23 protein-coding genes and 1 pseudogene are annotated in these 23045 nt (G+C 65.8%); 13 read left to right on the top strand and 11 right to left on the bottom strand.

The genetic code is table 11. From position 1 onward, the window contains the following. On the bottom strand, window positions 1-173 hold a 173-nt coding region (locus FBQ73_RS23565), incomplete at its 3' end, for a GCG_CRPN prefix-to-repeats domain-containing protein (protein WP_392567248.1). A 125-nt stretch (window positions 174-298) separates the two neighbouring features. Here FBQ73_RS23565 and FBQ73_RS20535 point away from each other — a divergent pair. After that, complete coding sequence (locus FBQ73_RS20535) at window positions 299-487, top strand: hypothetical protein (RefSeq protein ID WP_138401363.1); 189 nt, start codon at window positions 299-301, stop codon at window positions 485-487. A 370-nt stretch (window positions 488-857) separates the two neighbouring features. Here the strand turns inward: FBQ73_RS20535 and FBQ73_RS20540 are convergent, their stop codons facing one another. The 3 genes and pseudogenes from FBQ73_RS20540 to FBQ73_RS20550 form a co-directional block, all read right to left on the bottom strand. Next, window positions 858-1358 carry a DUF1097 domain-containing protein gene (locus FBQ73_RS20540; RefSeq protein WP_138401364.1) on the bottom strand — a complete coding sequence of 167 codons (501 nt, stop codon included), beginning with the start codon at window positions 1356-1358 and terminating at the stop codon, window positions 858-860. 76 nt (window positions 1359-1434) lie between these two features. Beyond that, window positions 1435-2320 (bottom strand): annotated as a pseudogene (locus tag FBQ73_RS20545) (SDR family oxidoreductase). Between the two features lie 62 nt (window positions 2321-2382). Beyond that, window positions 2383-3120 (bottom strand): SDR family oxidoreductase, encoded by a 738-nt coding sequence (locus tag FBQ73_RS20550; protein ID WP_138401365.1) that lies wholly within the window; start codon window positions 3118-3120, stop codon window positions 2383-2385. Between the two features lie 126 nt (window positions 3121-3246). On the opposite strand from FBQ73_RS20550, the gene FBQ73_RS20555 reads away from it, so the two are divergent. After that, window positions 3247-4155: a LysR family transcriptional regulator gene (locus FBQ73_RS20555; RefSeq protein ID WP_138401366.1), complete on the top strand. Its 909-nt coding sequence runs from the start codon at window positions 3247-3249 to the stop codon at window positions 4153-4155. 266 nt (window positions 4156-4421) lie between these two features. On the opposite strand, the gene FBQ73_RS20560 is transcribed toward FBQ73_RS20555, so the two are convergent. Both FBQ73_RS20560 and FBQ73_RS20565 read right to left on the bottom strand, forming a co-directional pair. Beyond that, window positions 4422-4634 carry a hypothetical protein gene (locus FBQ73_RS20560; RefSeq protein ID WP_138401367.1) on the bottom strand — a complete coding sequence of 71 codons (213 nt, stop codon included), beginning with the start codon at window positions 4632-4634 and terminating at the stop codon, window positions 4422-4424. A gap of 138 nt (window positions 4635-4772) precedes the next feature. After that, a complete protein-coding gene (locus FBQ73_RS20565; RefSeq protein WP_138401368.1) occupies window positions 4773-5792 on the bottom strand; it encodes a zinc-binding alcohol dehydrogenase family protein in 1020 nt (339 codons plus the stop codon). A 113-nt stretch (window positions 5793-5905) separates the two neighbouring features. Here FBQ73_RS20565 and FBQ73_RS20570 point away from each other — a divergent pair, with 113 nt between their 5' ends. The 6 genes from FBQ73_RS20570 to FBQ73_RS20595 all read left to right on the top strand — a co-directional run bounded on the left by FBQ73_RS20570 (window position 5906) and on the right by FBQ73_RS20595 (window position 11575). Beyond that, window positions 5906-6283, top strand: coding sequence for a winged helix-turn-helix transcriptional regulator (locus tag FBQ73_RS20570; protein WP_138401369.1), 378 nt, complete (start codon window positions 5906-5908; stop codon window positions 6281-6283). Between the two features lie 473 nt (window positions 6284-6756). Further along, entirely contained in the window at window positions 6757-7521 is a 765-nt protein-coding gene (gene fabI / locus FBQ73_RS20575) for an enoyl-ACP reductase FabI (protein WP_138401370.1), read from the top strand. Window positions 7522-7616: 95 nt separating this feature from the next. After that, entirely contained in the window at window positions 7617-9023 is a 1407-nt protein-coding gene (locus FBQ73_RS20580; protein WP_138401371.1) for a bifunctional enoyl-CoA hydratase/phosphate acetyltransferase, read from the top strand. Further along, window positions 9020-10219: an acetate/propionate family kinase gene (locus FBQ73_RS20585; RefSeq protein WP_138401372.1), complete on the top strand. Its 1200-nt coding sequence runs from the start codon at window positions 9020-9022 to the stop codon at window positions 10217-10219. Before FBQ73_RS20580 ends, FBQ73_RS20585 begins: the two co-directional genes overlap by 4 nt. A gap of 13 nt (window positions 10220-10232) precedes the next feature. Then, on the top strand, window positions 10233-10886 hold the full coding sequence (locus FBQ73_RS20590) for a CoA transferase subunit A (RefSeq protein WP_138401373.1): 654 nt from the start codon (window positions 10233-10235) through the stop codon (window positions 10884-10886). A gap of 35 nt (window positions 10887-10921) precedes the next feature. Next, window positions 10922-11575: a 3-oxoacid CoA-transferase subunit B gene (locus FBQ73_RS20595; RefSeq protein WP_138401557.1), complete on the top strand. Its 654-nt coding sequence runs from the start codon at window positions 10922-10924 to the stop codon at window positions 11573-11575. Window positions 11576-11781: 206 nt separating this feature from the next. Here the strand turns inward: FBQ73_RS20595 and FBQ73_RS20600 are convergent, their stop codons facing one another. Further along, on the bottom strand, window positions 11782-14190 hold the full coding sequence (locus FBQ73_RS20600; RefSeq protein ID WP_246089814.1) for a DUF3141 domain-containing protein: 2409 nt from the start codon (window positions 14188-14190) through the stop codon (window positions 11782-11784). A 642-nt stretch (window positions 14191-14832) separates the two neighbouring features. Here FBQ73_RS20600 and FBQ73_RS20605 point away from each other — a divergent pair. The 3 genes from FBQ73_RS20605 to clcA all read left to right on the top strand — a co-directional run bounded on the left by FBQ73_RS20605 (window position 14833) and on the right by clcA (window position 17830). Then, on the top strand, window positions 14833-15318 hold the full coding sequence (locus FBQ73_RS20605; RefSeq protein ID WP_138401374.1) for a DUF1269 domain-containing protein: 486 nt from the start codon (window positions 14833-14835) through the stop codon (window positions 15316-15318). Window positions 15319-15607: 289 nt separating this feature from the next. Further along, entirely contained in the window at window positions 15608-16093 is a 486-nt protein-coding gene (locus FBQ73_RS20610) for a hypothetical protein (RefSeq protein WP_138401375.1), read from the top strand. Between the two features lie 273 nt (window positions 16094-16366). Beyond that, a complete protein-coding gene (gene clcA / locus FBQ73_RS20615; RefSeq protein ID WP_138401376.1) occupies window positions 16367-17830 on the top strand; it encodes a H(+)/Cl(-) exchange transporter ClcA in 1464 nt (487 codons plus the stop codon). Window positions 17831-17880: 50 nt separating this feature from the next. Here clcA and FBQ73_RS20620 read toward each other — a convergent pair whose 3' ends face one another. Next, window positions 17881-18435, bottom strand: a complete 555-nt coding sequence (locus tag FBQ73_RS20620) for a hypothetical protein (RefSeq protein WP_138401377.1) — start codon at window positions 18433-18435, stop codon at window positions 17881-17883. Here FBQ73_RS20620 and FBQ73_RS22865 point away from each other — a divergent pair. After that, window positions 18434-18592 carry a hypothetical protein gene (locus FBQ73_RS22865; protein WP_170218993.1) on the top strand — a complete coding sequence of 53 codons (159 nt, stop codon included), beginning with the start codon at window positions 18434-18436 and terminating at the stop codon, window positions 18590-18592. The genes FBQ73_RS20620 and FBQ73_RS22865 overlap by 2 nt on opposite strands. Before the next feature lie 118 nt (window positions 18593-18710). On the opposite strand, the gene FBQ73_RS20625 is transcribed toward FBQ73_RS22865, so the two are convergent. From FBQ73_RS20625 to FBQ73_RS20635, 3 genes are all read right to left on the bottom strand, one after another. Continuing rightward, entirely contained in the window at window positions 18711-20036 is a 1326-nt protein-coding gene (locus FBQ73_RS20625) for an MFS transporter (protein ID WP_138401378.1), read from the bottom strand. 104 nt (window positions 20037-20140) lie between these two features. Next, window positions 20141-20890, bottom strand: a complete 750-nt coding sequence (locus FBQ73_RS20630; RefSeq protein WP_138401379.1) for an SDR family NAD(P)-dependent oxidoreductase — start codon at window positions 20888-20890, stop codon at window positions 20141-20143. Beyond that, a complete protein-coding gene (locus FBQ73_RS20635) occupies window positions 20890-21744 on the bottom strand; it encodes a fumarylacetoacetate hydrolase family protein (protein ID WP_138401380.1) in 855 nt (284 codons plus the stop codon). The genes FBQ73_RS20630 and FBQ73_RS20635 overlap by 1 nt, the downstream gene beginning before the upstream one ends. 384 nt (window positions 21745-22128) lie before the next feature. Between FBQ73_RS20635 and FBQ73_RS20640 the strand changes: the two genes are divergently transcribed. Then, window positions 22129-22875, top strand: a complete 747-nt coding sequence (locus FBQ73_RS20640; RefSeq protein WP_246089816.1) for an IclR family transcriptional regulator — start codon at window positions 22129-22131, stop codon at window positions 22873-22875. Window positions 22876-23045: the final 170 nt, after the last annotated feature.

The raw sequence follows: 23045 nt of genomic DNA on the forward strand, positions 1-23045 counted from the left end.
TCGCGGCAATGGCCCCACGGCCCGCGCCACCAGCCCGGGCCGCAGCCCTGCGCGACGGGAAGGACCGAGGCGGTCTCGGGCACGGGCGATGGCGCAAGCGGCAGGGCCGAGGCCGGCAACGCCGCCAGCGCGCCGAGCCACAAGCCGGAAAGCAATCTGAAGGTGTTTCGCATGGAGAGCACTCGCAGTGTGACGTCCCGGGCCTCGAACATCGCAGCCCGCACCAAGGGTCCCTTTACGGACCCGAGTGCCACAAAATTATCTCCACCGCCTTGAAGGCGCATCGACAGAAGTGGTGATGCGCCAAGTTGTCTATCGGCTCTCTGACATCGAAACGGTGGCGACATTCGGCGCGACCGGGATCGAAGCCGAACAAATCAAGCTGGGTGCAAATGCGCACTATCGAGGTGTGAAGGTCTGCGCCAACACCGAGCAGGTGCTGGGCCGTCACCCCTTAGGTCTGAATTCTCGAGAACTTCGTTTATGATACGCGCACGTTTATGGCGGTCAGGACCATTATATCGGATCCGCAAATACACCGCCCTCCCCTGATGGTATCGGGTTGGTATAGACTTGGAGTGCGCGCGGAAAGGCCAGCAGCTACAATGCGCCGTCAAACCCATCGACCATCGAGTGGGACTGATTCAGGCCCATCCGAGGGGCACACGAAGCTGCGAAAAGTGGCTGGTCAACGTTTCGATGGCAGACAGCACGCGTGCGATGATGCTGCCCGTTGCATCTTCAATGGCGACCCGGTTCAAGGGGGGCGCCTTGAGGAAATTGACGCCGGTCCAGCGCGAGGAGCAACGGGCAAACGGCGCCTATGCCGCGCCGTTCGCTGAGAAGCCTTCCTTCTCTCATGTCACTGACGCCCGAAGCGGGATGCGCTGGGGCAGATTGTGCGACACCCATCCAGCAATCGAACCGACTGCGCTTGCGGTGAAGAGCTGCACCACGCTTTCAAGCGAAGGATCGAGATGCGCGGCGAACCGCGCGACGAGGCCCAGGAAGTAGCCAAGCAGGTTGTTGAGCACGGGCAGCCCGCGCAGACCAACGACCACCAAGGCCACGACGAAAACGACAATGGGCAGACCGGCACCCAGGCCGAAGTTCGCGGCCATTTGGGGGATAGCCAGAGAGGCGAGCAGCCCGATCACCATCCCGAGGCCGATGCACACCAGGTTTTCGACGGAGGTCCGGGTGTCTTGGACTCGCGTGAAGAACGCGATCCAGCCGACGAACATGGCCCAGACGGGCAGTGTCAGCGCCAGGCTCGCGGCCGCTGCGAGCGCAGCGGTCGCAGCGGCGACGAGCGTGGTCACGACGAAGACCTGGCGCGAAGGGGCGAGAGTGGACATGTCTTTTCTCCTGTTGGGGCTGGCGAGCAGATCCGCCGATGGCGGGCGGCGAAGCCGGCCGCCATCGCTGGCTGGCTCAGGCCGTCTTCACCGGCTTCAGCAGGTCTGACAGGCCGACGCGGTGGAGCATCTCGGCGCGGAGGCGGTCGAGCACGGCGAAGCCGACGTTCGCGCGTCCTGCGTCGGATCGTAGTGGATCCGGAACGGGCGCGTGCCGAAGGGCGTGTCGACCACGTCCACGATCATGTCGGCAACGGGTGCGGGATCGGCATCGTCGGGGACGATCTCTGCGAACGCTTTCTGCACCTGCTCACCGAAGCCCGCATAAGGGCCGGCCTCATATTCGGCGCGGGCCTCATCTGCCGGACGGCCGGAATGGGCGAAATGGTTGGTGCCCCTGGTGAAGGCCCCCCGGGACGACGATCGTCGTCTCGATGCCCCAGCGCGACAGCTCACGGGCGTAGAGGACCGCGAGCGAATCCATGCCGGCCTTCGCCGCGAAATACGGCGTAGCGCGGCGTACCGCCGGCCGAACTGGAGCTGGACACCCAGACCAGCAGGCCCTCGCGGCGCCTGCGCATGTGCGGTAGCACCGCGCGGTTGACGCGTTGGGTGCCCAGCACGTTGACGTCGTACTGCTGTGCGAACTATTCGGGGGTGAAGGCTTCGGCCGGGCCAAACATCATGTGGCCGGCGTTGTGGACGACCACGTCGGCTTGGCCGCTTTCGGCGATGATCTTTTCCACGGCCGCTTTGGTCGACGGCTCGGACTGCACATCGAGTTCGATGGGGCGGATATCGGTGCTCTCGATCGCGGACAGCTCGGCGGCATTCTGGGCGTTGCGACGGGCCACGTCGCGCATGATGGCATAGACGGTGTGGCCGGCGCGGCCCAGCGCTTCGGCGGTCAGCCGGCCGAAGCCGCTGGACGAGCCAGTGACCAGGATGATCTTGTTGGGCATGGGGAAATTCCCTTCGGATTGGTCCGCGTCAGGGCGGACGCAATGATGGGTTGGGGCGATGATCAGATGATCCCGCCGTTGGCGCGCAGGACCTGGCCGTTGATCCAGGCGCCGTCCGGACCGGCGAGGAAGGCGACCGCGTTGGCTATGTCCTCGGGCTGGCCGAGGCGCTCCAGCGGGGCAAGCTTGGTCAGGGTGTCGATGACCGCCTGCGGCTTGCCGTCGAGAAACAGGGCCGTGGCCGTCGGGCCGGGAGCGATGGCGTTGACCGTGATGTTGCGACCGCGCAACTCCTTGGACAAGACGTGGGTCATCGCCTCGACGCCCGCCTTGGTGGCCGCATAGACGCCATAGGTCGGCTGATAGAGACCCACCACGCTCGACGACAGGTTGATGATCCGCCCGCCGCTGCGCAGCCGCTGGGCCGCCAGGCGCATGGTGTTGCGCGGCCCCTTGAGGTTGATGGCGATCTGGCTGTCGAACAGCGCGTCGTCGCCGTCGGCGATCGTCGCCAGGCGCATGATGCCGGCGTTGTTGACGAGAACGTCGACGCCGCCGAACGCGGCTTCGGCAGCGTCCCACATGCGGGCGACGGCGGCGGGATCGCTGACATCGGCTTGGGCGGTCAGAGCCTTGCCGCCGGTCTTTTCGATGCTGGCGGCCAATTCCTCGGCTTCGGCGACAGTGCCGGCACAGTTGACGACGACGATGAACCCGTCCTTGGCAAGGCGCCGCGCGATGGCCGCGCCGATGCCCCGCGAGGCGCCCGTGACGAGCGCGACCTTGGTGCTGTTGCCCATGATGGTTCTCCTTGTGACTGCGCTCCGGGGCGCGGCTGGAACATGAACCTTGTTCAATTCCGGATAATCACCGAGTTTTGGACATCACTATTCTGCGTGAACGAATAAATGCGAGAGGCGCGTGAAATGGACCGGTTGGAGGTGATGCGGCTGTTCACGCGGGTGGTGGAGCGGCGCAGCTTCACGCAGGCGGCGCGGGATCTCGCAGTTCCCCGCTCGACCGCGACCCAGGTCATCCAGCAGTTGGAAGACCGACTGGGCGCGCGCCTGCTTCAGCGGACGACACGCACTGTCCGGCCGACCCTCGACGGCGAGGCCTATTACCGCCGCTGCATGTCCATCCTAGACGACATCGAGAACGCCGAGGGCGCGTTTCGCGGCGCCAATCCCCGTGGGCTGCTCCGGGTCGAAGTCCAGGGCACGCTCGCCCGGCACTTCCTCCTGCCAGCGCTACCGCAGTTCTTCGAGCGCTATCGGGATGTCGAGATCGCCATGAGTGAAAGCGACCGGTGGGTCGACGTGGTGCGCGAGGGAGTCGACTGCGTGCTCCGCTACGGCGCGCTTCCGGACAGCGACCTGGTGGCGCGGACCGTGACGACGCTTCGCCGGATCACCTGCGCAGCGCCAGCCTATCTTGAGCGGCACGGCGTGCCGTCTCACCCCGATGACATGGCCAATCATCGCGCCGTCGGCATCCGATCGTTGACGACGGGGAGCCTGACGCCGTTCGAGTTCACCTGTGATGGGCAGACGCGGCGGATGGATGTCGCATCGTTCTTCTCCGTCACCGGGACGGAGAGTTTTCGCGACGGTGTGCTGCTGGGGTTAGGTCTCGCGCAGATGCCGGTCTTCCACATCGAGCGGGATCTCGCGGAAGGGCGGCTCGTGCAGGTTTTGCCGGAGTTTCCACCCCTGTCCATGCCGGTTTCGGTGCTCTACCCGACAAGCAGGCAGCTCTCGCCGCGGGTGCGCCTGTTCATCGACTGGGTGGTGCAGCGCTTCGATGCCCCGCAATTCAAAGATCAGTTGGGCTAAGATCGTTCCGTGGCGCAGGGGGCCAGGGCAGATCAGGTGTAGTGGTCGAAGCGCGGGGCAGGACCGACACCGCTTTCGATCCACGCCAGTTTATCCATTACACAGGCGATCATCTGGCGATATGTTCCCGTCGCTCCTTGAGCTGCTTCGGCTGACCTGCCGGAACGGTCTTCGACCGTTCCGGCAGGTCAGCCGCCCCGCAGCGTTTTCCGCCAGCAATTCGCCGATCTCCCGCAGTGGCAGGCCGAGCGATTGCTGCATGCGGATCAGCCCACGGTCTCGACGTCCTTCTGCGAGAAGATCTGGTAAGGCCGATTGCCGCCTTTGGTGCCCGTCGTGGGATTGAGGAGGCCCAGGCCACATAGAAGCGCACCGCACGCGATCCATGGCTTCGCCAGGGTCGAGGAAGCGGCGACGGCGGTCGTGTTCTTGGCCGGCCCCAAGACCGGCTTCATCACCGGCTTCATCACTGGCTTCATCACCGGCTTCACCGCCTGACGGATGGTTTCTGCGCCACCCCGGCCTGCCTTTTGATGCGCGCCTCACGCCGAAGCGCAGGAAGCGCAGGTCCTCCGACGGGACTTCCTTTGTCCCGCGACGGAGGACGAAGCGTTGGGCTAAGCGGCGGCGAAGCCTTCAAGCACGATCTTGCCGCGCGCCTTCCCGCTCTCGATGAGCGCGTGGGCGCGCGTGAGATTTTCAGCCGTGATCGGGCCGAAGTTCTCTGCGATCGTGGTCTTCAGCGCTCCGGCGTCGACCAGGCGCGAGACTTCGTCGAGCAAGGCGGCCTGCTGGAGAATGTCGGCGGTCTGGTGCATCGACCGCGCAAACATGAATTCCCAATGCGTAGAGACGCTCTTGCGCTTGAAGGGGACGATATCGAGAACCTGAGGATCGTCGATTAGCGCGAGGCGTCCCTGGGGAGCGATCAGCTTGACGATTTCCAGCAAATGCTGGTCCGTGTGCGTGGTGGACAGCACGAAGCCTGGCACGCCGAGCTTCAAGCGGGCGATTTCATCGGACAGCGGCTGCGAATGGTCGAGGACGTGATGGGCGCCAAGTTCCATGATCCAGGTGCGTGTCTCCGGCCGTGAAGCGGTGCCGATAACCGTCAGATCGGTCAATTGCCGCGCCAGTTGAACGGCGATGGAGCCGACGCCGCCCGCCGCTCCGATGATCAGAATGCTCGATGCGCCCGGGACGGGACGTTTGACGTCCAGGCGATCGAACAACGCTTCCCAGGCGGTGATCGTGGTGAGCGGCAGTGCCGCGGCGCCAGCCCAATCGAGCGACTGCGGCTTGCGGCCGACGATCCGTTCATCGACGAGATGAAACTCGCAATTGGCTCCGGGCCGGGTGATATCCCCGGCATAATAGACCTCGTCGCCCGGCTTGAAGCGGCTGACATCGGCCCCCACCCCCACCACGACCCCGGCGGCGTCCCAGCCGAGGACATTCCACTCGCCCTGCGACGGAGGCGTGCTCTTGCGCACCTTCGTGTCCACCGGATTGACCGAAATTGCCCGCACCTCCACCAGGAGGTCACGGCCCGTGGGCACCGGGGTCGGCAGATCGACGTCGGCGAGAACCTGAGCCCCCGCGATTGGACCGGGGGCTCTGTAGGCGACAGCACGCATTTTGGTCTCCATCCGCTGTTGGGAGACCATGTGCTCCTTATAGGCCATTCTTGCAAGAACATACAAATATCGCTTATAGTACCTAAAATGATACTGTGAAATGGAAGGGCCAGATGCCTCGCATCCGTCACAAGAGCCTGGACTGCAGCCCTGGCTGCGTCGTGGAAGGCGCGCTGGCGCTGATCGGCGGCAAGTGGAAGGGCGTCGTGCTCTATCACCTGCTCCAGGAGGAGGTGCTCCGGTTCAACGAAATCCGCAGGCGGCTGCCGAATGTGACGCCGCGCATGCTGACTGCACAGCTCCGCGAACTGGAAGCCGACGGTTTTGTCGAGCGGAAGGTCTATCCCGAAGTCCCGCCAAAGGTGGAATATCGCCTGACCCGGCACGGGATGAGCCTTGCGCCCGTCATCGCTGCGCTGAAAGCCTGGGGCGACGCGCACATTGACCTCGAGGCTCGCGTAAAGCCATCAGCGAAAAAGAAGGCGGCTTAGGAAGCCCCCGTCTATGTAGAGCAGCAGCTTGCCGATCGGGAGACCCTTGCCGGTCGCGGCATCACCGCGCTCGATCGCTCGCCCGTGCTGGAACTGCAAGCAGCAGGTCTCGCTGTCCCATCTCGCCCACCGCGCCGGGAGCGGTTCGCTGGAGCCCCCCGATGCCTCATGCGGCACCGAGGCGCCAGGCCCTCGCGCGGACGCCTGGCGCGCGACCAAGTTCGCCTGGCCATTTCCGCCCAGTGCAAGACGAGACAAGACGCGACGAGACAAGAGGCAGATTCGCAAAGTAAATAGACAATGATACAAGCTGGACACTCAACTCAAGCAAATCGACATTCTACAATTTGATAATTATCAAAATTAAATCTGTTATATAAGTTTCAAACTGCCACTATAAAACCCTGCTTAGCATAAGACGTAAGAACGGTCGTGCATTTGGCTTTCCGACGACCGGAACAGGCGGGGGATCCATGTTCAGCCTCCAGGGACACAAGGCACTTGTGGTGGGTGTCGCCAACGACCAGTCGATCGCCTGGGGTTGCGCGAAGGCCTTGCGAGCGCAGGGGGCGGATCTCGCCATCACCTATCTCAACGCGCGGGCGGAGACGTTCGTCCGTCCGCTGGCGGAAGACCTGGGCGCGAGCCTCATCCTGCCGCTGGACGTCGGCGTTCCGGGACAGCTCGAGCTCGTGTTCGAGGAGATTGGCGAAAAATGGGGGCGGCTCGACACGCTCCTGCATTCCATCGCCTTCTGCCCGCGGGAGGACCTGCACGGCCGGGTGATCGACTGCTCGGCGGAGGGCTTCGCCAAGGCCATGGACATTTCGGTCCATTCGTTCCTGCGCATGATCCGCCTCGCCGAACCCCTGATGCCGCAGGGCGGAACCTGCATGACCGTCTCCTTCTACGGCGCGGAGAAAGTGGTCGAGAACTACAACATCATGGGTCCGGTGAAATCGGCCCTGGAATCCGTCGTGCGCTATGCGGCGGCGGAGCTGGGCGAGAAGCGCATCTCGGTGCACGCCCTCTCGCCGGGACCGCTCATGACCCGCGCGGCATCGGGCATCGATCACTTTGACGAACTGCTGAACGCCGCAGCCGAGCGCGCACCCACCCACCTCCTCGCCTCCATCGAGGACGTGGGCGCCTATGCCGCGTTCCTCGCCAGCCGCGAGGCCGCAAACGTGACCGGCGGCGTCCACCAGATCGACGGTGGATACAACATCATCGCGTGACGCAGGGCGGTGCACGCAGGGGCCGGCCCCTCGGCCGGGACATGCCCAGCGCCCCCTTCTCCCGGACTGTCGAGAACATCGGAGGCGAGCCCGCCATGAAGCGAGAGAACCGGACATTCGACGAATTGCAGGTGGGCGACGCCGCCGAGCTGAAGCGGGTGTGCACGGCAGACGATCTCTTCGTGTTCGCCACCGCGTCCGGCAACCACAATCCGGCGCACCTGCCGGGGTACGACCTCAACGGGGACGGCCACCCCGATGAGGTGACGGCCCCCGCCATGTGGGTCGGCTCCCTGATCTCGGCAGTGCTCGGCAACATCCTGCCGGGCGCTGGCACCCTTTACCGCGCGCAGACCTTCGAATTCCTCGGGCGGGCCAAGGCGGGCGATGATCTGGTGGCCCGGGTGCGGCTGGTGGAAAAACGGGACGACGGCACCGTGGTCTTCGCCAGCTCGGTATACCGCGACGAGCCGGAAGAGCTGCTGCTGCGCGGCGAGGCGGCGGTGAGCGCGCCGCGCACCAAATTCCAGTACGACGAGCACGACATCCCCGGCCTTCTGGTCCAGCGCCACCGCCATTTCGACGCCCTGGTGGCGCGCGCCGAGCCGCTGGAGCCCCTCGCGACCGCCGTGGTGGCGCCGGAGGAGGCCAATTCCCTCGGCGGGGCTCTGCTCGCCGCCCGTCACACCCTCATCACGCCCATCCTCGTGGGCGCCCGCGACAGGATCGCGGCTGCGGCCACGGCGATCGGGGAAAGCCTCGACGGCATCGAGATCATCGATGTGGCGGACCATGGCGCCGCGGCCCATGCGGCCGTGGACCTGGTGGCGGACGGGCGCGCCAAGGCCATCATGAAGGGACACCTGCACACGGACGAACTGCTGCGCGCGGTGCTGCGCAAGGATCGCGGCCTGCGAACCGGCCGCCGGCTCACCCACATTTTCGTCATGGACGTGCCCGGCGTGTCGCATCCGCTGCTCGTCACCGACGCCGCCATCAACATTCTCCCGGACCTTGCCACCAAGGTGGACATCGTCCAGAACGCCATCGACCTCGCCATCTCCCTCGGCATCGAGCAGCCCAAGGTCGGCGTCCTCTCGGCAGTGGAGACGGTGAACGCGCAGATCCCCTCCTCGGTGGATGCGGCGCTGCTGTCCAAGATGGCGGAGCGCGGCCAGATCACCGGAGGCCTGGTGGATGGGCCGCTGGCCATGGACAATGCGATCGACATCGCGGCCGCCCGCACCAAGGGCCTCGTCTCGCCGGTGGCCGGGCGGGCCGACGTGCTGGTGGTGCCCAATCTCGACGCCGGCAACATGGTGGCGAAGCAGCTCACCTACCTCTCCCATGCGGAGGGAGCCGGGCTGGTCATGGGCGCCCAGGTGCCGATCATTCTCACCTCCCGCGCCGACAGCGCGAAGGCGCGGCTTGCATCCTGCGCCGTTGCCGCCATCCATCACGCCCGCATGGCCGCCAAGGCCGAGGAGATGCAGCACCCATGACGCAGCCGGTCACCCTTACGCTCAACGCCGGCTCCTCGTCGCTCAAGTTCAGCCTCTACGACATCACCGGTGCGCCGGTGCAGCTCGCCATCGGCAATGTGGAGAACATCGGCCGGCAGCCGCGGCTGAAGGCGAGCCTCGGGGATGGCATGCCGCGCGTCGAGCGTGAGCTCTCGCCCTCCGAAGCCAGCGACCACCCGAGCACGCTGAAGACGGTGCTCACACTGCTGCGGGAGCATTTTCCCAAGGCCCACGCCGCAGTGGTGGGCCACCGGGTGGTGCATGGCGGCCCCCGCTTTTCCGAGCCCATGGCGGTGACGGACGAGGTGATGGCGGAGCTGAGGACGCTCTCACCCTTCGCGCCCATCCACCAGCCGCACAATCTCGCCGGCATCGAGGCGGCCAGGGCGGCGTTTCCCGACGCGCTGCAGGTGGCCTGCTTCGACACGGCATTCCACCGCCACCACCCCAAGGCCAATGACGTGTTCGCCCTGCCGCGCGAATATTACGATAAGGGCATCCGGCGGTACGGTTTCCACGGCCTCAGCTACGAATACGTCTCGGGGGAGCTGAAGCGCATCGCCCCCCTCCTTCACGCCGGCCGCGTCGTGGTCGCCCATCTCGGCAATGGCGCCTCCATGTGCGGCATCCTCGACGGCCGTTCGGTGGCCTCCACCATGGGCTTCACGGCGCTCGACGGCCTGCCCATGGGCACGCGCTGCGGCCAGGTCGACCCGGGTGTCATCTTCTACATGGTCCAGCAGGAAGGCCGCACCATCGACGAGGTGCGGGACATTTTCTACAACAAGTCGGGCCTGCTCGGCCTGTCGGGCATCTCCAACGACATGCGGGTGCTGGAGAGCGCAGGCGTGCCGGAGGCCAACGAGGCCGTGGATTATTTCGTCTTCCGCATCCGCCGCGAACTGGGCGGCCTCGCCGCGGCCCTCGGCGGCCTGGATGCCCTGGTCTTCTGTGGCGGCATTGGCGAGAATTCGCGCAAGATCCGTCGACGCATCTGCGACGGCATGGACTGGATAGGCATCGAGCTCGATCATGACCGCAACGACAGTGGCGCCCAGGTCATCTCGACGGACTTCAGCCGGGCCCGCATCATGGTTATTGCGACCAACGAGGAAATCGTGATCGCCCGCGCCGCCAAGCGGCTTCTCTGGGAGCAGGCGGGCGTCGGCGCGTAAGGAAGGGGGGAACATGAGGAAGGCGATCAAGCCGGATGATGCGGCGGCGCTGGTTCCCGATGGAGCGACCGTGCTCATCGGCGGCTTCATGGGTGTCGGCACGCCCGAGCGCATGATCGATGCCCTGGTGGCGCGCGGCGCGCGGAACCTGACGGTGATCGCCAACGACGCGGCGATGCCCGGCAAGGGCATCGGCAAGCTGGTGTCCGCCGGCGCGATTTCCCGGGCCATCATGTCCCACATCGGCCTCAACCCGGAGATCCAGCGCAAGATGATCTCCGGCGAGATTGAGGTGGAACTGGTGCCCCAGGGCACGCTGGTGGAACGCATCCGCGCCGGCGGCGTCGGCCTCGGCGGCGTCCTCACCGCGACCGGCCTCGGCACGCCAGTGGAAGACGGCAAACAGGTCATCGAGGTCGACGGCAAGCGCTACCTGGTGGAGAAGCCCATACTGGGCGACTTCGCGCTCATCGCCGCCCAGCAGGCCGACTATTCCGGCAACCTCACCTATTCGCTCACCGCGCACAATTTCAATCCGATCATGGCGCTGGCCGGTCGCATGGTCATCGTCGAACCGGAACTGATCGTGCCGGTCGGCGTCATCCCGCCGGACGCGGTGAAGACGCCGGGCGTGATCATTGACCACATGCTCGCGAGGGTCGCGTAATGGAGCAGCAGGTGACAGGCCGCCCCCATTCGGGCATGAGCGCCAAGGAAGTGATCGCCCGCCGCGTGGCGCAGGAGGTCAGGCCCGGCATGCTGGTCAATCTCGGCATCGGCCTGCCGAGCCTGGTCGCCAACTACATCCCGCACGACTACGGCGTCTTCTTCCAGGCGGAAAACGGGGTGATCGGCCTCGGCGCCCGCCCGCCGGAAGGCATGGAGGACCCCCACCTCACCGACGCGGGGGGCAGCTTCGTCACCGCCGTTCCCGGCGCCGCCTCCATCGACAGCGCCATGAGCTTCGGCATCATCCGTGGCGGGCACCTCGACATGACCGTGCTCGGAGGGCTTCAGGTGGATGAGCGGGGCTTCCTCGCCAACTGGATGGTGCCCGGCAAGATGGTGCCTGGCATGGGCGGCGCCATGGATCTGGTGGCCGGCGCCAAGCGCGTCATCGTCGCCATGGTGCATTCCGCCAAAGGCGAGGCCAAGATCGTGCCTGAATGCACGTTGCCGCTCACGGCCCTGCGCCGGGTCAGTCTCCTTGTCACGGAACTGGCGGTCATCGAGCCCACGGCGGATGGTCTCGTACTGCGCGAGCGCGGCCCGGATATCTCGGTCGAGGAGATCCTCGCCCAGACCACGGCGAAGCTCATCGTCACCGGAGACGTCCCCACCATGTGCCTCGGCTGATATCCGCCATCACCGGACCGATGCGGCCCCGGTCTTCCGGCATGTCGGCCGGCGACGGCACGGCCCGACGTCCGGCGCGGTGACTTCAGCGGCACGGACTTCAGCGGCACCGGTTTCGGACGCCGCCGCGTGGGATGCGCCCGCCGCCGCGGCGCGGCGGGGTCCGGGAGCCGGTGAGCGAAGCTCTCCGGCTCCGTGCAGGACCTCTATTGCGCGGCCTGGGTCAAGGCCGACAGCGGATCATCCAGGACATCCATGGTCGCGGGCGGAAGGTCGAGCAGCTGCCGGAAGCGCTGGAGCATGGCGAGGGTCCGTGGCTCCATGTCACTGAGGACGCCCGGCACATACTGCACCACCTCGGCGGCCCGTCGCCGTTCCTCCGGCGTGCGCAGCAGGAGCGGCAAGGTCTCCAGGGCGGCGGCGCCGGCATATTCCACGATCAGGCTCTGCTCGTGGATGATCTGCGCCCGCTGCTCGGTCCGGAGCGAGCGGAAGGGCTCGTCCTTGGTCAACACCCGCGCCGACCGTTCCAGACGATCCCGGCGCACGGTGCCGCGCGCCTCCGCCAGCAGGATCAGCATGCGGATCACCGCCTCCACGAAGCCGCCGGATGCCACATGGAGGAGGGCCGACTGGACCTCCGGCAAGGCGACCAGTTCCTCCTTCGACTTGCGGGTCCGCTCGAAGTTGAAGTTGCGACCGAACCAGCGCATCTGCGGGGTGGCATAGATGCTGTAGAAGGTCATCTCGTACCAGGCGTCGCGCAGGTCGCGCACGATGTCGAAGGACTGTTCGAAGGCGTCGGCGAGAAGCTTTTCCGCCAGCACGAAGGGGTTGTCCTCCGCCACCGCCGCGCGCGCACGCGCCGTGGCCTCTGCGGCCGCCGGCAGCACGGAACACTGCGGATTGCGGGAGGAGAACAGCGCCCGCTGCAGGCGCAGCGGATGGAATTGCCGGCCGAGTTCCGCACTGGCCCGGGTCACGCTCGCCTGCACGAAGGGGCGCACGAAGATGTCGTAGAGCTCGCCCTGCAGCTCGGATGACCGTTCCACCGCGCCGAACGGCAACTCGTCCTGCCGGCCATCGCCATAGCCCGGCAGGTCACTGATCCGGCGTTCGGCGAAGGACACGGTGAAATGCTTGGAATGGCCTTCGCCGGCCACATCCTCGATGACCATTTCATAAAGGCCGGGCGCGAGCGCCTCGATGGTCTTCAGCGTCGAGGCAACCTCCTGGTGCTCGCGCTTGGCGATGGAGGACGAGACGAAGATGCCGAGGTGGCCAATGGACTCATGCACCATGTAGACGATGCGCTGACCGCGGATCTTGATTTCCGTCTCGTCGGCGTAAGTGTCCATGATCCAGTTCAAGGCCTGCTTGACCGGGGTGATATTATCGCCATGGCTCGCGAACACGATGATCGGCGAGCGGATCTGCTTGATGTCGAGCACGCGGCCGTGTTCCAGGCGGGCCTCGTTGCGGGCAAGCTTGTTGCCGACGAAGAGTTCGCGCACGATCCAGACGATCTCGGGCTCATTGAGCAGGAAGAAGCCGCTCCACCACTTCTCGAACTCGAGGAAGCGGCCGCGCTCGGTATCCACCCGCTCGAACACGTCGTAATACTTGCGGAACCAGGTGCGGCCCGGATTCAGCATTTCGAAGTTCAGCACCAGCCATGCGCCATCGAAGACGCCGTCGCCATAGTCGGCCCAGAACATCGGCTGGACCTGCCCGCCGAGCAGGCCTGCATTGTAGCGCATGGGATTGGAGCCCACGTCGCCCGACCAGGTCTCCACCGGTGCGCCGTTAAGCACCAGGGGGCCGGTGATGTCCGGATGGGAGGCGCCGAGGACCAGGGTGGCCCAGCCACCCTGGCAATTTCCGATCACCACGGGCTTGGGCGCATCCGGATGCTCCGCCTGCACATGGCGCACGAACACCGCTTCGGCGCGCGCCACGTCCGCGAGGGTCTGGCCCGGCTCAGGCTCCCGCCAGAAGGCAGTGAAATAGACCGGGTGCCCACCCTTCAGCGCCACACCCACCTGGCTGTCGGCCTTGAAGCCGCCGATGCCCGCGCCGTGGCCCGCCCGCGGGTCGATGATCACATAGGGCCGCTTCCAGGCGAACACCTCGACGCCTTCCGGGGGCGTGATCTTAAGCAGCATGTAGTTGCACGGGCGCTCCAGCTTCCGCCCATCCACCACCACTTCATAATCATAGATCAGCACCGGCGGGCAGCCGGCCGCCTCGTGGGCGAAGAAATTGTCCCCGCGTTCGCGCAGAACGTCGGCCATCAGAATGGCCCGCTGCGCCCGGTCCGTGGCATAGGCACGGGCATCACCCAGGAGGGAAAACGGGGAGCTTTTCGGCTTGGTGATCTCGGCGACGAGACCCGTCAGCGCATTGAAGGTGCCCCGCAGGCGCTCGCCGTGGGTCGCCGATATGTTGTTGAAGTGACGGCCGGCGGCCTTTGACGTCAGCTCGCCGACGGCGGACCATTCGGACAGCTGGGCGGTGAGCGCCACCGCCCGCTGGCGCGCCGTCCAGGCATTGCCATCCGTCACCACCGAGAAGAAGGGGTTGATGTTATCCCCATGCGGAAGACCAAATGCCACAGCGCCTCTCCTTCTGGCGAATGACGCAACGTGTACCTGCAACCGCCGATGCCCGCAGTGTCCGACGGCAAGCCATTCGATCCCTTAAGATACGCTGCAAATATTGCAGGCTGGTGGCTGATATTGATCAATTAATATGAGCCGGCTTCATTCATGCATATTCTTCGAAATATGTACTTCTGATATCTTGAAATTCTGATGCACGTACGCCTGATCCACTCGCCTGCCAGTGGAACAGCAGTTCGGATCGGCAAGCGGATGGCGTTCCCAGGGAAGCCGTGCGATCCCGGGATTGGTAGAGGCTCCCCCGTCCGAGAAGGCCGCCGCATCGTGCCCGATCCTGCACAGCAGCGGCGGTCGCGGCCTCAGCGTGCGGGCAATGGATGTGGCGCGGCGATCCGGTCGGCGGCGTGGCCGCTATGTTCCTTCCGCTGCGGCTCATGGGCGGCCGGCTGGGCCGGCGGGTGCACGAATTCGCGATGACCATCGCCTGTCGCCGCCGCAAGCGCGACCGGCTCGCGTCCTGCCGAAAGGCCATCCGTTTTGTCCCGGGGGCAACGGGGGTTGCGTATCGCGCGGACATGCTCTGTATGACGTGCGCGGGTCCGATGCGAATCCGCGCTCTCTACCCTGGAGACTGACATGGCCGACCTCGTTATCATTGCCTATGAATCTGAGGCCAAAGCGGAGGCCGCGCGACAGGAGCTCCTGAAGCTCCAGAAGGAATATCTGATCGAGCTGGGCGATGCCGTCATCGCCGCCCGGCAGGAGGATGGCTCGATCAAGCTGCACCAGATGGTGAACACCACCCTCGCGGGCGCGGCCTCGGGCGGGCTCTGGGGCGGCCTCGTCGGGCTGATCTTCCTCAACCCGCTCTTGGGCATGGCCATCGGCGCCGGCGCCGGCGCGCTCGCCGGAAAGTTCACCGACGTGGGCATCAATGACGACTTCATCAAGCAGGCCAGCTCGGCCCTCGGTCCGAATCAGGCTGCCCTGTGCATCCTCGTCGGCAAGGTGACCGCGGACAAGGTGGTGGCCGACATGGCCAAGTTCGGTGGCACCGTGCTCCAGACGAGCCTCTCCACCGAGCAGGAGGAAAAACTCCAGGCCGCCCTCAAGGGCGCCTAGTCTTTCGCATGATCGCCGGCCAGCGCCGGTGAGCCTTCACTGCGCGCCGGCGGGAGCCAAGATGAAAGAGGTGCGACCGGCGCGGTCGCACCGATGGTTCGGATCGGCATCATGCCGGCGGCGCGGATATTCCGGCCGCGCCTGTTCTCCGGTACGGGCGGCTTTCCGCCCGCACCGCAACCGCCGCAGCGATCGAATCGCCGAGCCTGTGTAAAACGATCGGGCGGCGACGCGTTCGCCGGCTGATACTCTTCACGTGTTTCAGTTCAAACAGCTTGAAAGGGTTAGCATGATGCGCGGTCGGGGCCTTCTTGCAGCGGTTTTCGCTCTCATCATCGGCGGGGGCAATGCGGCCCTCGCGGCGGGCGCGTTCGAGTGTCCGGCCAAGCCGCTGGAAAGCGCCCAGGCGGCCAGCATCAAGGCACTCCTGCCCACCGGCGATGCCTTCGATCAAGTGGAACGCCTCAACACGGCGGTCACCACGCTCAAGGCGCAGGGCGCAAGCCCGGTGCTCGTCATCGATAGCCTGATCGCCGCCTACTGCCCCGTGGTGGCCGCGCAAAGCGGGCTGACCGACGCGCAGAAGACCGCCCGCGTCACCCGCTTCGCCGCGCGCATCACGCGCACGGTCTATGCCCTCGACACTGCCGATGCGATCATTCTCGACGTGAGCTTCCCCCCGCAGGTGGTGAATGCCATCACCGCGAAAGCCCAGGCGGCAGGGGTCTCCCCCGAGGCGTGGATTCAAAGCGCCGTCACCGCCGCCTTGAAGTAAGCCCAAGGCGTGACGCCGGTTGCCCCCCGAAGACCGGCTGGGCCGTTCAATCCGGCGTAACCGAATGCCGGCAGATATCGGCATGCTCCTGTCCGAACGCGGACAAGGTGCATGCCGAGCGCCCCAGGGGCGCGACCGGCCCTGGGATCTGCGCCCCGCCCTGCGGCCACGACGGCCGCAGCGATCGGTCCGGCGCGCGGGCCCGGGCCTCCTGCCGCGATCGCCAAGAACAGGCGCCGACGAGGACCTACCGCAATCGGCCTGATCCGGGTTATGACCGCGAAGGTGACGACCCTCTTCAAGGCGCGCTTCCGCCGCATCCAGCAGCCGCCAGCCGCGCGGGAGCATTTCGGGAGATCCCCCTTGAGTTCGCAAGATGAGGCCGTGCCGAGCCGTACCGGCGATGCTGTTTATTTCATCGTCTCAATCGTCGTCGGAGCCATTACCGGCGTGCTTGGGACACTGCTGCATCTGGGCACGGACCGTCTGCTCGAATGGCCGGCGCTCCTGCGCTCCCATCTCGGCGTCGGCGAGCTGCATTTCCTGCTTATCACCGGCGCCATCGCCGCCTGCCTCGTGCTCGTGTCCGTGTGGATCGTTCGAACCTTCGCGCCCGAGGCCGGCGGTTCCGGGGTGCAGGAGATCGAGGGGGCCATGGAGGGTCTGCGGACCGTCCGCTGGCGGCGTGTCCTGCCGGTCAAGTTCTTTGGCGGCTTCCTGTCGCTCGGCTCCGGCTTGGTGATCGGCCGGGAGGGGCCGACCATCCATATCGGCTCCTCCATCGCGCAGGCCGCCTCCGAAGGCATGAAGCTGCCCACCAAGGAGACGAGAGGCCTTCTGGCGGCAGGCGCCGCCGCCGGGCTCGCCGCCGCCTTCAGCGCACCGCTGGCGTCGATCCTTTTCGTGATCGAGGAAACCCGCAGGCAATTCCCCTACTCCCTTAAGACCTATACCGGCGTGATGCTCGCTTCCGTGACGAGCGGCATCGTCACGCAGGCGATCGCAGGCCGGCGGCCGTTCATGGAAATGACCGTTCCCGAAATGCCGCTGGACTTCCTGCCGGCCTTCATCGTCCTCGGCATCCTTCTTGGCGCCATGGGTGTCGTCTTCAACCGCAGTCTGGTCTGGTCGATGGACCTCGCCTTGGCGGTGGGCAAATCGACCTCGTTCTACCTCGTCCCCGCCATGGTGGGCTTCGCGGTGGGGGTGCTCCTCATTCTGCGGCCCGAGGCGACCATGGGCGGCGAGACACTCGCCGTGTCGCTGGTCCGGGAAAACCTGCCCCTTGCGACCATGGCGATCATCGTTGCCGTGCGCTTCGTCACCACCATGGCCAGCTACTCCACCGGCGTACCCGGCGGCATCTTCGCCCCGATCCTGGCGATGGCCACCGCCCTGGGGCTGCTTTTCGGACTGGGCCTGGAATTGCTGATGCCCCTGCCGCCTGGCGCTGCGGCGGCCTTCGCGGTGGCGGCGATGGGCGGCCTGTTCTCGGCAACGATCCGCGCCCCGCTCGTGGGCGTGGTGCTGCTCGCGGAGCTGACCGGAGCCTACACGCTGCTGGTGCCCACCCTGCTCACCTGTATGTTCGCGAACTTCGTGGCCGACTGGCTCGGCGGCAAGCCGATCTACGAAGTCCTGCTGGATCGCACGCTGCGCCTCGCCGGCGAGGCCGATCGCTCACCCGCGCCTGCGTCGGATGAGGATAGGCCGATCGGCGGTTTCGACCAGCGCTAGGGGGCGCAAAAAAGAAGGCGCCGATTGGCTTGCCCTGCTCGCCGATCGGCTCAGGCTTTCCGTCGGACCCAGAGGATGAAGCCGAAGGCGCCCAGCAGGATCACCGCCAAGGCGCCGAGCGAGAGCAACAGCGCCGACTGATCCACCCAGGCCACGGCCGGCACGCAAAGCGCCATCACCACGCCATTGAGCCCGATCCGCCAGGACGCCGTGTGCACGCCGGCCACGAAAGTCCCGAGCGCCAGCAACAGCAACACGATGAGACTGGTGGAATCGGCATCCGCCACCGCCTGTACGCTGGGCAGGAAGACCAGAGCCATCGCGACCAGGAACGCCGCCCAGTGCAGGATCTGGGTCCAAATGAGCCGCCAGCGCGCCCGCCTGTCCCGCGCGCGGCTCCAGCCTTCATAGATGCAGGTGGCGCAATTGCAGAACGCAACCAGGACCCAATAATATTGCAGCGGGCTGCGAGTCATGGCCGAATAGCCGACCCCTCCCAGGGTCAGCAAAAGGATGGCTATGTAAGGCAGCTCCCGCAGCCAGACCGATCCGCCAGCGTCAGTGGCGGCGCCCGCCGCCGGTGTGGCCCGATTGGTGTCCGACATGCATCTCCCCATCAAACGAACGGGAGTCTGCCATAGCCTGGAGCGCGATCCGAGCAAATTGAACCATTTGCCCGGCAAATCGCGCGGTCATGTCATGATGCTGCACAAGCCGACCGCCCCACCAGGCCTCGAAGCCAGTGGCGAACTGGAAGCATGATCAGGCAGGGTGCAGGCAACCGACCCCAACGCGCGGCGGTCCGTCCCCACGCTCACCGATCAGGTGGCATGGCCACCCGATCGGATCAGCTTAAAGGCCGTCTTGCCAGTCTGCGGCCTCAGCGTTGTGCGCCGGGCGTCCGCTTCACCTGGATGGCGAGGCACAGCACCGCGGCGATGATGGGACCCGCCGCCAGGGTCAGCAGGGCTGGCGTGAAGCTCTGGGTGGTGTCCTTGATCCAGCCCACCAGATAGGGGCCGGCGAAGCCGCCGATCTGCGCGAAGCCGTTGATGGCGGCAAGGCCGCCGGCGGCCGCAGCGCCGGTGAGAAACTGCGTCGGCAGGGACCAGAACACCCCGAGCACCGCCCACACACCGAAGGCCGCGGCGCTCAGCAGCAGCAGGCCGGTGAGCGGGGTCGGCGCGACGGCGCTCGCCGCCAGGAACACGCCGCCCATGAGCGCCGAGAACGCCGTATGCCACTTGCGCTCGCCGGTGCGGTCCGAGTTGCGCGACACCAGGACGAGGCCGATGGCGGCGAACACGAAGGGGATGGCGGTGACGAAGCCGGTCTGCAATTCGGTCAGCCCGCCGATGGAGCGCACGATCTGCGGTAGCCAAAGCACGACGCCATACACGGCCATGGCATTGAACATGTAGATCAAGGTCAGCAACCACAGCCGATAATCGCGGAAGATGGCGCTGAAATCATGGGTTCCCACAGTCGCTACCTGGCGGTTCTCGCGGTCGAGTTCGGCAATCAGCCAGCTGCGCTCGGCGGCATCCAGCCAGCGAGTGTCCTGCTGCGGGCGGTCCACGAGATAGAAGAAGGTGACGACGCCCAGGATCACCGCCGGAAGGCCTTCGAGGATGAAGAGCCACTGCCACGGCGCAAAGCCGAACCATGTGGGATTGCTTGACAGGATGAAGCCGGAAATCGGCGCACCGATCACCGTGGACAGCACGGTCGCGGTCATGAAGCCGGCGGTGGCCTTGGCCCGGTCGCGGGCCGGGAACCAGTAGGTGAGATAAAGCAGGATGCCGGGCACGAAGCCTGCTTCCGCGAGGCCCAGCAGGAAGCGCATCACGTAAAAGCTGGTCTCGCCCTGAATGAAGGCCATGCCGCACGACAGGAGGCCCCACGTCACCATGATCCGGGCGATCCAGATCTTGGGACCGACCTTGTGCATGATCATGTTGCTGGGAACTTCAAAGGCGATGTAGCCGATGAAGAAGATGCCCGCGCCAAGTCCGTAGGCGGTGGCCGAGAGGCCCAGGTCCTTGTTCATGTGAATGGCGGCGAAGCCGACGTTCACCCGGTCGAGATAGTTGATGATGAACAGGATGAAACAATAAAAGACGATGCGCCAGCGCAGCTTGCCGAGCACCCGCTTGCGGATCGCATCGCCGCCGGCGATGGACGCGTCTAGAGCCACCGATGACATGAGTATCCTCCCGCAAATCCGATTGGTTTCCTGGCCTTGGCGTCGGCTTAGGCTTGGTGATGGGTTTGGCCCGGCCGGCGGCAGCATCGCCGGCCGGACGATGCTCAATAGGTGGCGCGGCCGCCGGAGACGTCGAACACGCCCCCCGTGGTGAAGGAGCATTCCTCCGACGCCAGCCAGCAGACGAGCGCCGCCACTTCCTCGATCTGGCCGAAGCGGCCCATGGGGATCTTGGACAGCATGAAGTCGATATGGGACTGGCTCATCTGCTCGAAGATTGCCGTGCGCACCGCCGCCGGAGTGACGCAGTTCACGGTGATCTTGTTCTTGGCCAGTTCCTTGCCGAGGGATTTGGTGAGGCCGATCACGCCCGCCTTGGACGCGCTGTAGGCCGGGGCGTTGGGATTGCCTTCCTTACCGGCGATGGAGGCGATATTGACGATCCGCCCGTAATTCTTCTCCAGCAGGTACGGCACGACGGCCTTGTTGCAGTAGAAGAGGCCGTTGAGATTGATGTCGATGACCTTGCGCCAGTCCTCCACCGGATAGGTCCAGGTGGTGGTGTTGGGGCCGGTGATGCCGGCGCTGGCCACCAGGATGTCGAGGCCGCCGAAGGTCTCGGCGGTGGTCTTCGCCGCGGCTTCTACCGCGTCCCAGTCCGACACGTCGAGCACGACGCCCAGGCTGTTGGGGCCGAGTTCGCCCGTGGCCTTCGCGACGGCTGCGGGATCACGATCCCAGATGGCGACCTTGCCGCCCTCGGCGATGACGCGGGAGGCAACGGCAAGGCCGATGCCGGCGGCGCCGCCGGTGATCGCCGCGACGCGGCCGGAAAAGCGCGTGGTGTCCGCCATCACTTCTTCTCCCACGCGATGCAGGTCTGCTGCTGCCGGCCGAGCTTGTCGATGCCGAGGGTCATGACATCACCGGCCTTGAGGTAGACCGGCTCGGGCTTCATCCCGAGGCCGACGCCGGGTGGGGTGCCGGTGGTGATGATGTCGCCAGGCAGGAGCGTCATGAACCGGGACAGGTAGCTCACGATGGTCTTCACATCGAAGATCATGGTAGCGGTGTTGCCGGTCTGCATGCGCTTACCGTTGACGTCCAGCCACATGCCGAGGGCCTGCACGTCGCCCACCTCGTCCGCCGTCACCAGCCAGGGGCCGATGGGGCCGAAAGTGTCACAGCCCTTGCCCTTGTCCCAGGTGCCGCCGCGCTCGATCTGGTATTCGCGCTCCGAGACGTCGTTGATGAGGACGTAGCCGGCGACATGGGCGAGGGCCTCGTTCTCCTCCACATAGGAGGCCCGGCTGCCGATGACGATGCCGAGTTCCACTTCCCAATCGGTCTTGGTGGAGCCGCGCGGGATGACCACGTTGTCGTTGGGACCCTGGATGCAAGAGGTGGCCTTGGCGAACACCACCGGCTCGGCGGGAATGGGCAGGTTCGATTCCGCCGCATGATCGGAAAAGTTCAGGCCGATGGCGATGAACTTGGAAACACCGGCCACCGGCGCGCCATGGCGCGGGGTGCCTTCCACCAGGGGCAAGCTGGCAACGTCAAGCGCCGCGAGCTTGGCGAGGCCTTCCGGCGACAGGACGGCCCCGGTGATGTCGGGCACCACGCCGGAGAGGTCGCGAATGATCCCGTCGTCGCCAACGAGACCCGGCTTTTCCTGGCCTTGAGGGCCATAACGCAAGAGCTTCACTTTCGGTTTTCCCTGGATTGGTCGAACGGCAGCGACGCGCCGCACGGCTGGCGCGCGGCTCGTCGATCGCCGCACAGGCGCGGCGCTGGTTCGGACATGGAGGCGGGGCAGCGATGGGGTGCCGTCCGGCGCGGAACGCCTAAGGCACCATCATCTCCCATTCGACAATTCTTGGTCTTGAATATTCCAATATATGGAATATTATTACGTTATATGGGATATGAAAGTTTGATCCGGGACGATTGTCAAGGCAGTCTTGCGCGTGTTCGATCAAGGAGAGGGACAATGCCAGCGGGTGTGCCGACCGATTCCGTAGAGGCAACCAAGCCCGCACCCCGGGGAAGGCCACGGACTGTCGGCGCCGGTGAAGGCGCGCAGACGCTGATGCGCGGACTCGACGTGCTGGAGGCCATCGCGGACGGAACCACCGACCTTGCCGCCCTGGCGGCGCGCCTGGGGACCACCCGGACCACGACCCACCGGCTGGCGGCAGCCCTGGTCGCGCGGCGCTATCTCAACTTCGCGTCCGGCGACGGCTACAGCCTTGGACCCAAGCTCCTGGAGCTGGGGTTTCAGACCCGCCACAGCATGCCCTTGCACCAAGCCGCCCGCGCGCACCTCGCGCGGCTGGCGGAGCGCACCCTCGACACCGTGCAGCTCGGCATCCTCGATGAAGGAGTGGTGTTCTACATCGACAAGGTCCCCGGCCAGCGCCGCTTCGAGATCCGCTCCAATATGGGCGACCGCCATCACGTCTGGGCAACGGGCCTGGGCAAGGCGCTGGTGCTCGACATGACCGAGGACCAATGGAACGGTTTCTTCGGCAAGGGCCGGCCGGATGATGCGCGGCCCTCCGAAGCAGCCCGGCAGGAATGGCTCGCCCAGATGCGCACCTACGCCCGCAACGGCGTCGCCTTCGACCTCGGGGAGACCGAGGCGGAACTGCGCTGCGTGGCCGCGCCCATCCGCGACGCCAGCGGCGCCATCGTCGCCGCAGTCAGCGTCTCGAGCATCACGCAATACATGCAGCCCGAGCGGATGACGGATCTGTCCCACGATGTGCGGGAAACCGCCGCCGCCATCAGCGCCGCCCTTGGCTGGCGCAAAGGCGTGGGTACGGCATCCGCCTGATTGGGAGGCACCCTGAAGCCTCGGGCAGCCATGATCCCGAAGGAGCTACGGGCGGGACTCACGCCCCGCCCGATCCCGTCAGCGCGAGACTGCGGGGAAGCCAAGCCCTGACCTTGGCGAGCTAAGCGCAACATCGAGAACCGCGACAACTCCTCTAATCAGAGGATAGG

Source organism: Xanthobacter autotrophicus (genome assembly GCF_005871085.1).
Taxonomy (GTDB): Bacteria; Pseudomonadota; Alphaproteobacteria; order Rhizobiales; family Xanthobacteraceae; genus Xanthobacter; species Xanthobacter autotrophicus.

What these genes read in the sequence shown, in the direction of transcription:
- FBQ73_RS20560 (WP_138401367.1), bottom strand. Translation starts at nt 4,634, where the DNA reads ATGAAGCCAGTGATGAAGCCGGTGATGAAGCCGGTCTTGGGGCCGGCC.
- FBQ73_RS20630 (WP_138401379.1), bottom strand. Translation starts at nt 20,890, where the DNA reads ATGGCGGACACCACGCGCTTTTCCGGCCGCGTCGCGGCGATCACCGGC.
- clcA (WP_138401376.1), top strand. Translation starts at nt 16,367, where the DNA reads ATGACCGCGAAGGTGACGACCCTCTTCAAGGCGCGCTTCCGCCGCATC.
- FBQ73_RS22865 (WP_170218993.1), top strand. Translation starts at nt 18,434, where the DNA reads ATGCATCTCCCCATCAAACGAACGGGAGTCTGCCATAGCCTGGAGCGC.
- FBQ73_RS20640 (WP_246089816.1), top strand. Translation starts at nt 22,129, where the DNA reads ATGCGCGGACTCGACGTGCTGGAGGCCATCGCGGACGGAACCACCGAC.
- FBQ73_RS20595 (WP_138401557.1), top strand. Translation starts at nt 10,922, where the DNA reads ATGAGCGCCAAGGAAGTGATCGCCCGCCGCGTGGCGCAGGAGGTCAGG.
- FBQ73_RS20610 (WP_138401375.1), top strand. Translation starts at nt 15,608, where the DNA reads ATGATGCGCGGTCGGGGCCTTCTTGCAGCGGTTTTCGCTCTCATCATC.
- fabI (WP_138401370.1), top strand. Translation starts at nt 6,757, where the DNA reads ATGTTCAGCCTCCAGGGACACAAGGCACTTGTGGTGGGTGTCGCCAAC.
- FBQ73_RS20580 (WP_138401371.1), top strand. Translation starts at nt 7,617, where the DNA reads ATGAAGCGAGAGAACCGGACATTCGACGAATTGCAGGTGGGCGACGCC.
- FBQ73_RS20625 (WP_138401378.1), bottom strand. Translation starts at nt 20,036, where the DNA reads ATGTCATCGGTGGCTCTAGACGCGTCCATCGCCGGCGGCGATGCGATC.
- FBQ73_RS20605 (WP_138401374.1), top strand. Translation starts at nt 14,833, where the DNA reads ATGGCCGACCTCGTTATCATTGCCTATGAATCTGAGGCCAAAGCGGAG.
- FBQ73_RS20555 (WP_138401366.1), top strand. Translation starts at nt 3,247, where the DNA reads ATGGACCGGTTGGAGGTGATGCGGCTGTTCACGCGGGTGGTGGAGCGG.
- FBQ73_RS20565 (WP_138401368.1), bottom strand. Translation starts at nt 5,792, where the DNA reads ATGCGTGCTGTCGCCTACAGAGCCCCCGGTCCAATCGCGGGGGCTCAG.
- FBQ73_RS20535 (WP_138401363.1), top strand. Translation starts at nt 299, where the DNA reads ATGCGCCAAGTTGTCTATCGGCTCTCTGACATCGAAACGGTGGCGACA.
- FBQ73_RS20590 (WP_138401373.1), top strand. Translation starts at nt 10,233, where the DNA reads ATGAGGAAGGCGATCAAGCCGGATGATGCGGCGGCGCTGGTTCCCGAT.
- FBQ73_RS20620 (WP_138401377.1), bottom strand. Translation starts at nt 18,435, where the DNA reads ATGTCGGACACCAATCGGGCCACACCGGCGGCGGGCGCCGCCACTGAC.
- FBQ73_RS20570 (WP_138401369.1), top strand. Translation starts at nt 5,906, where the DNA reads ATGCCTCGCATCCGTCACAAGAGCCTGGACTGCAGCCCTGGCTGCGTC.
- FBQ73_RS20540 (WP_138401364.1), bottom strand. Translation starts at nt 1,358, where the DNA reads ATGTCCACTCTCGCCCCTTCGCGCCAGGTCTTCGTCGTGACCACGCTC.
- FBQ73_RS20585 (WP_138401372.1), top strand. Translation starts at nt 9,020, where the DNA reads ATGACGCAGCCGGTCACCCTTACGCTCAACGCCGGCTCCTCGTCGCTC.
- FBQ73_RS20550 (WP_138401365.1), bottom strand. Translation starts at nt 3,120, where the DNA reads ATGGGCAACAGCACCAAGGTCGCGCTCGTCACGGGCGCCTCGCGGGGC.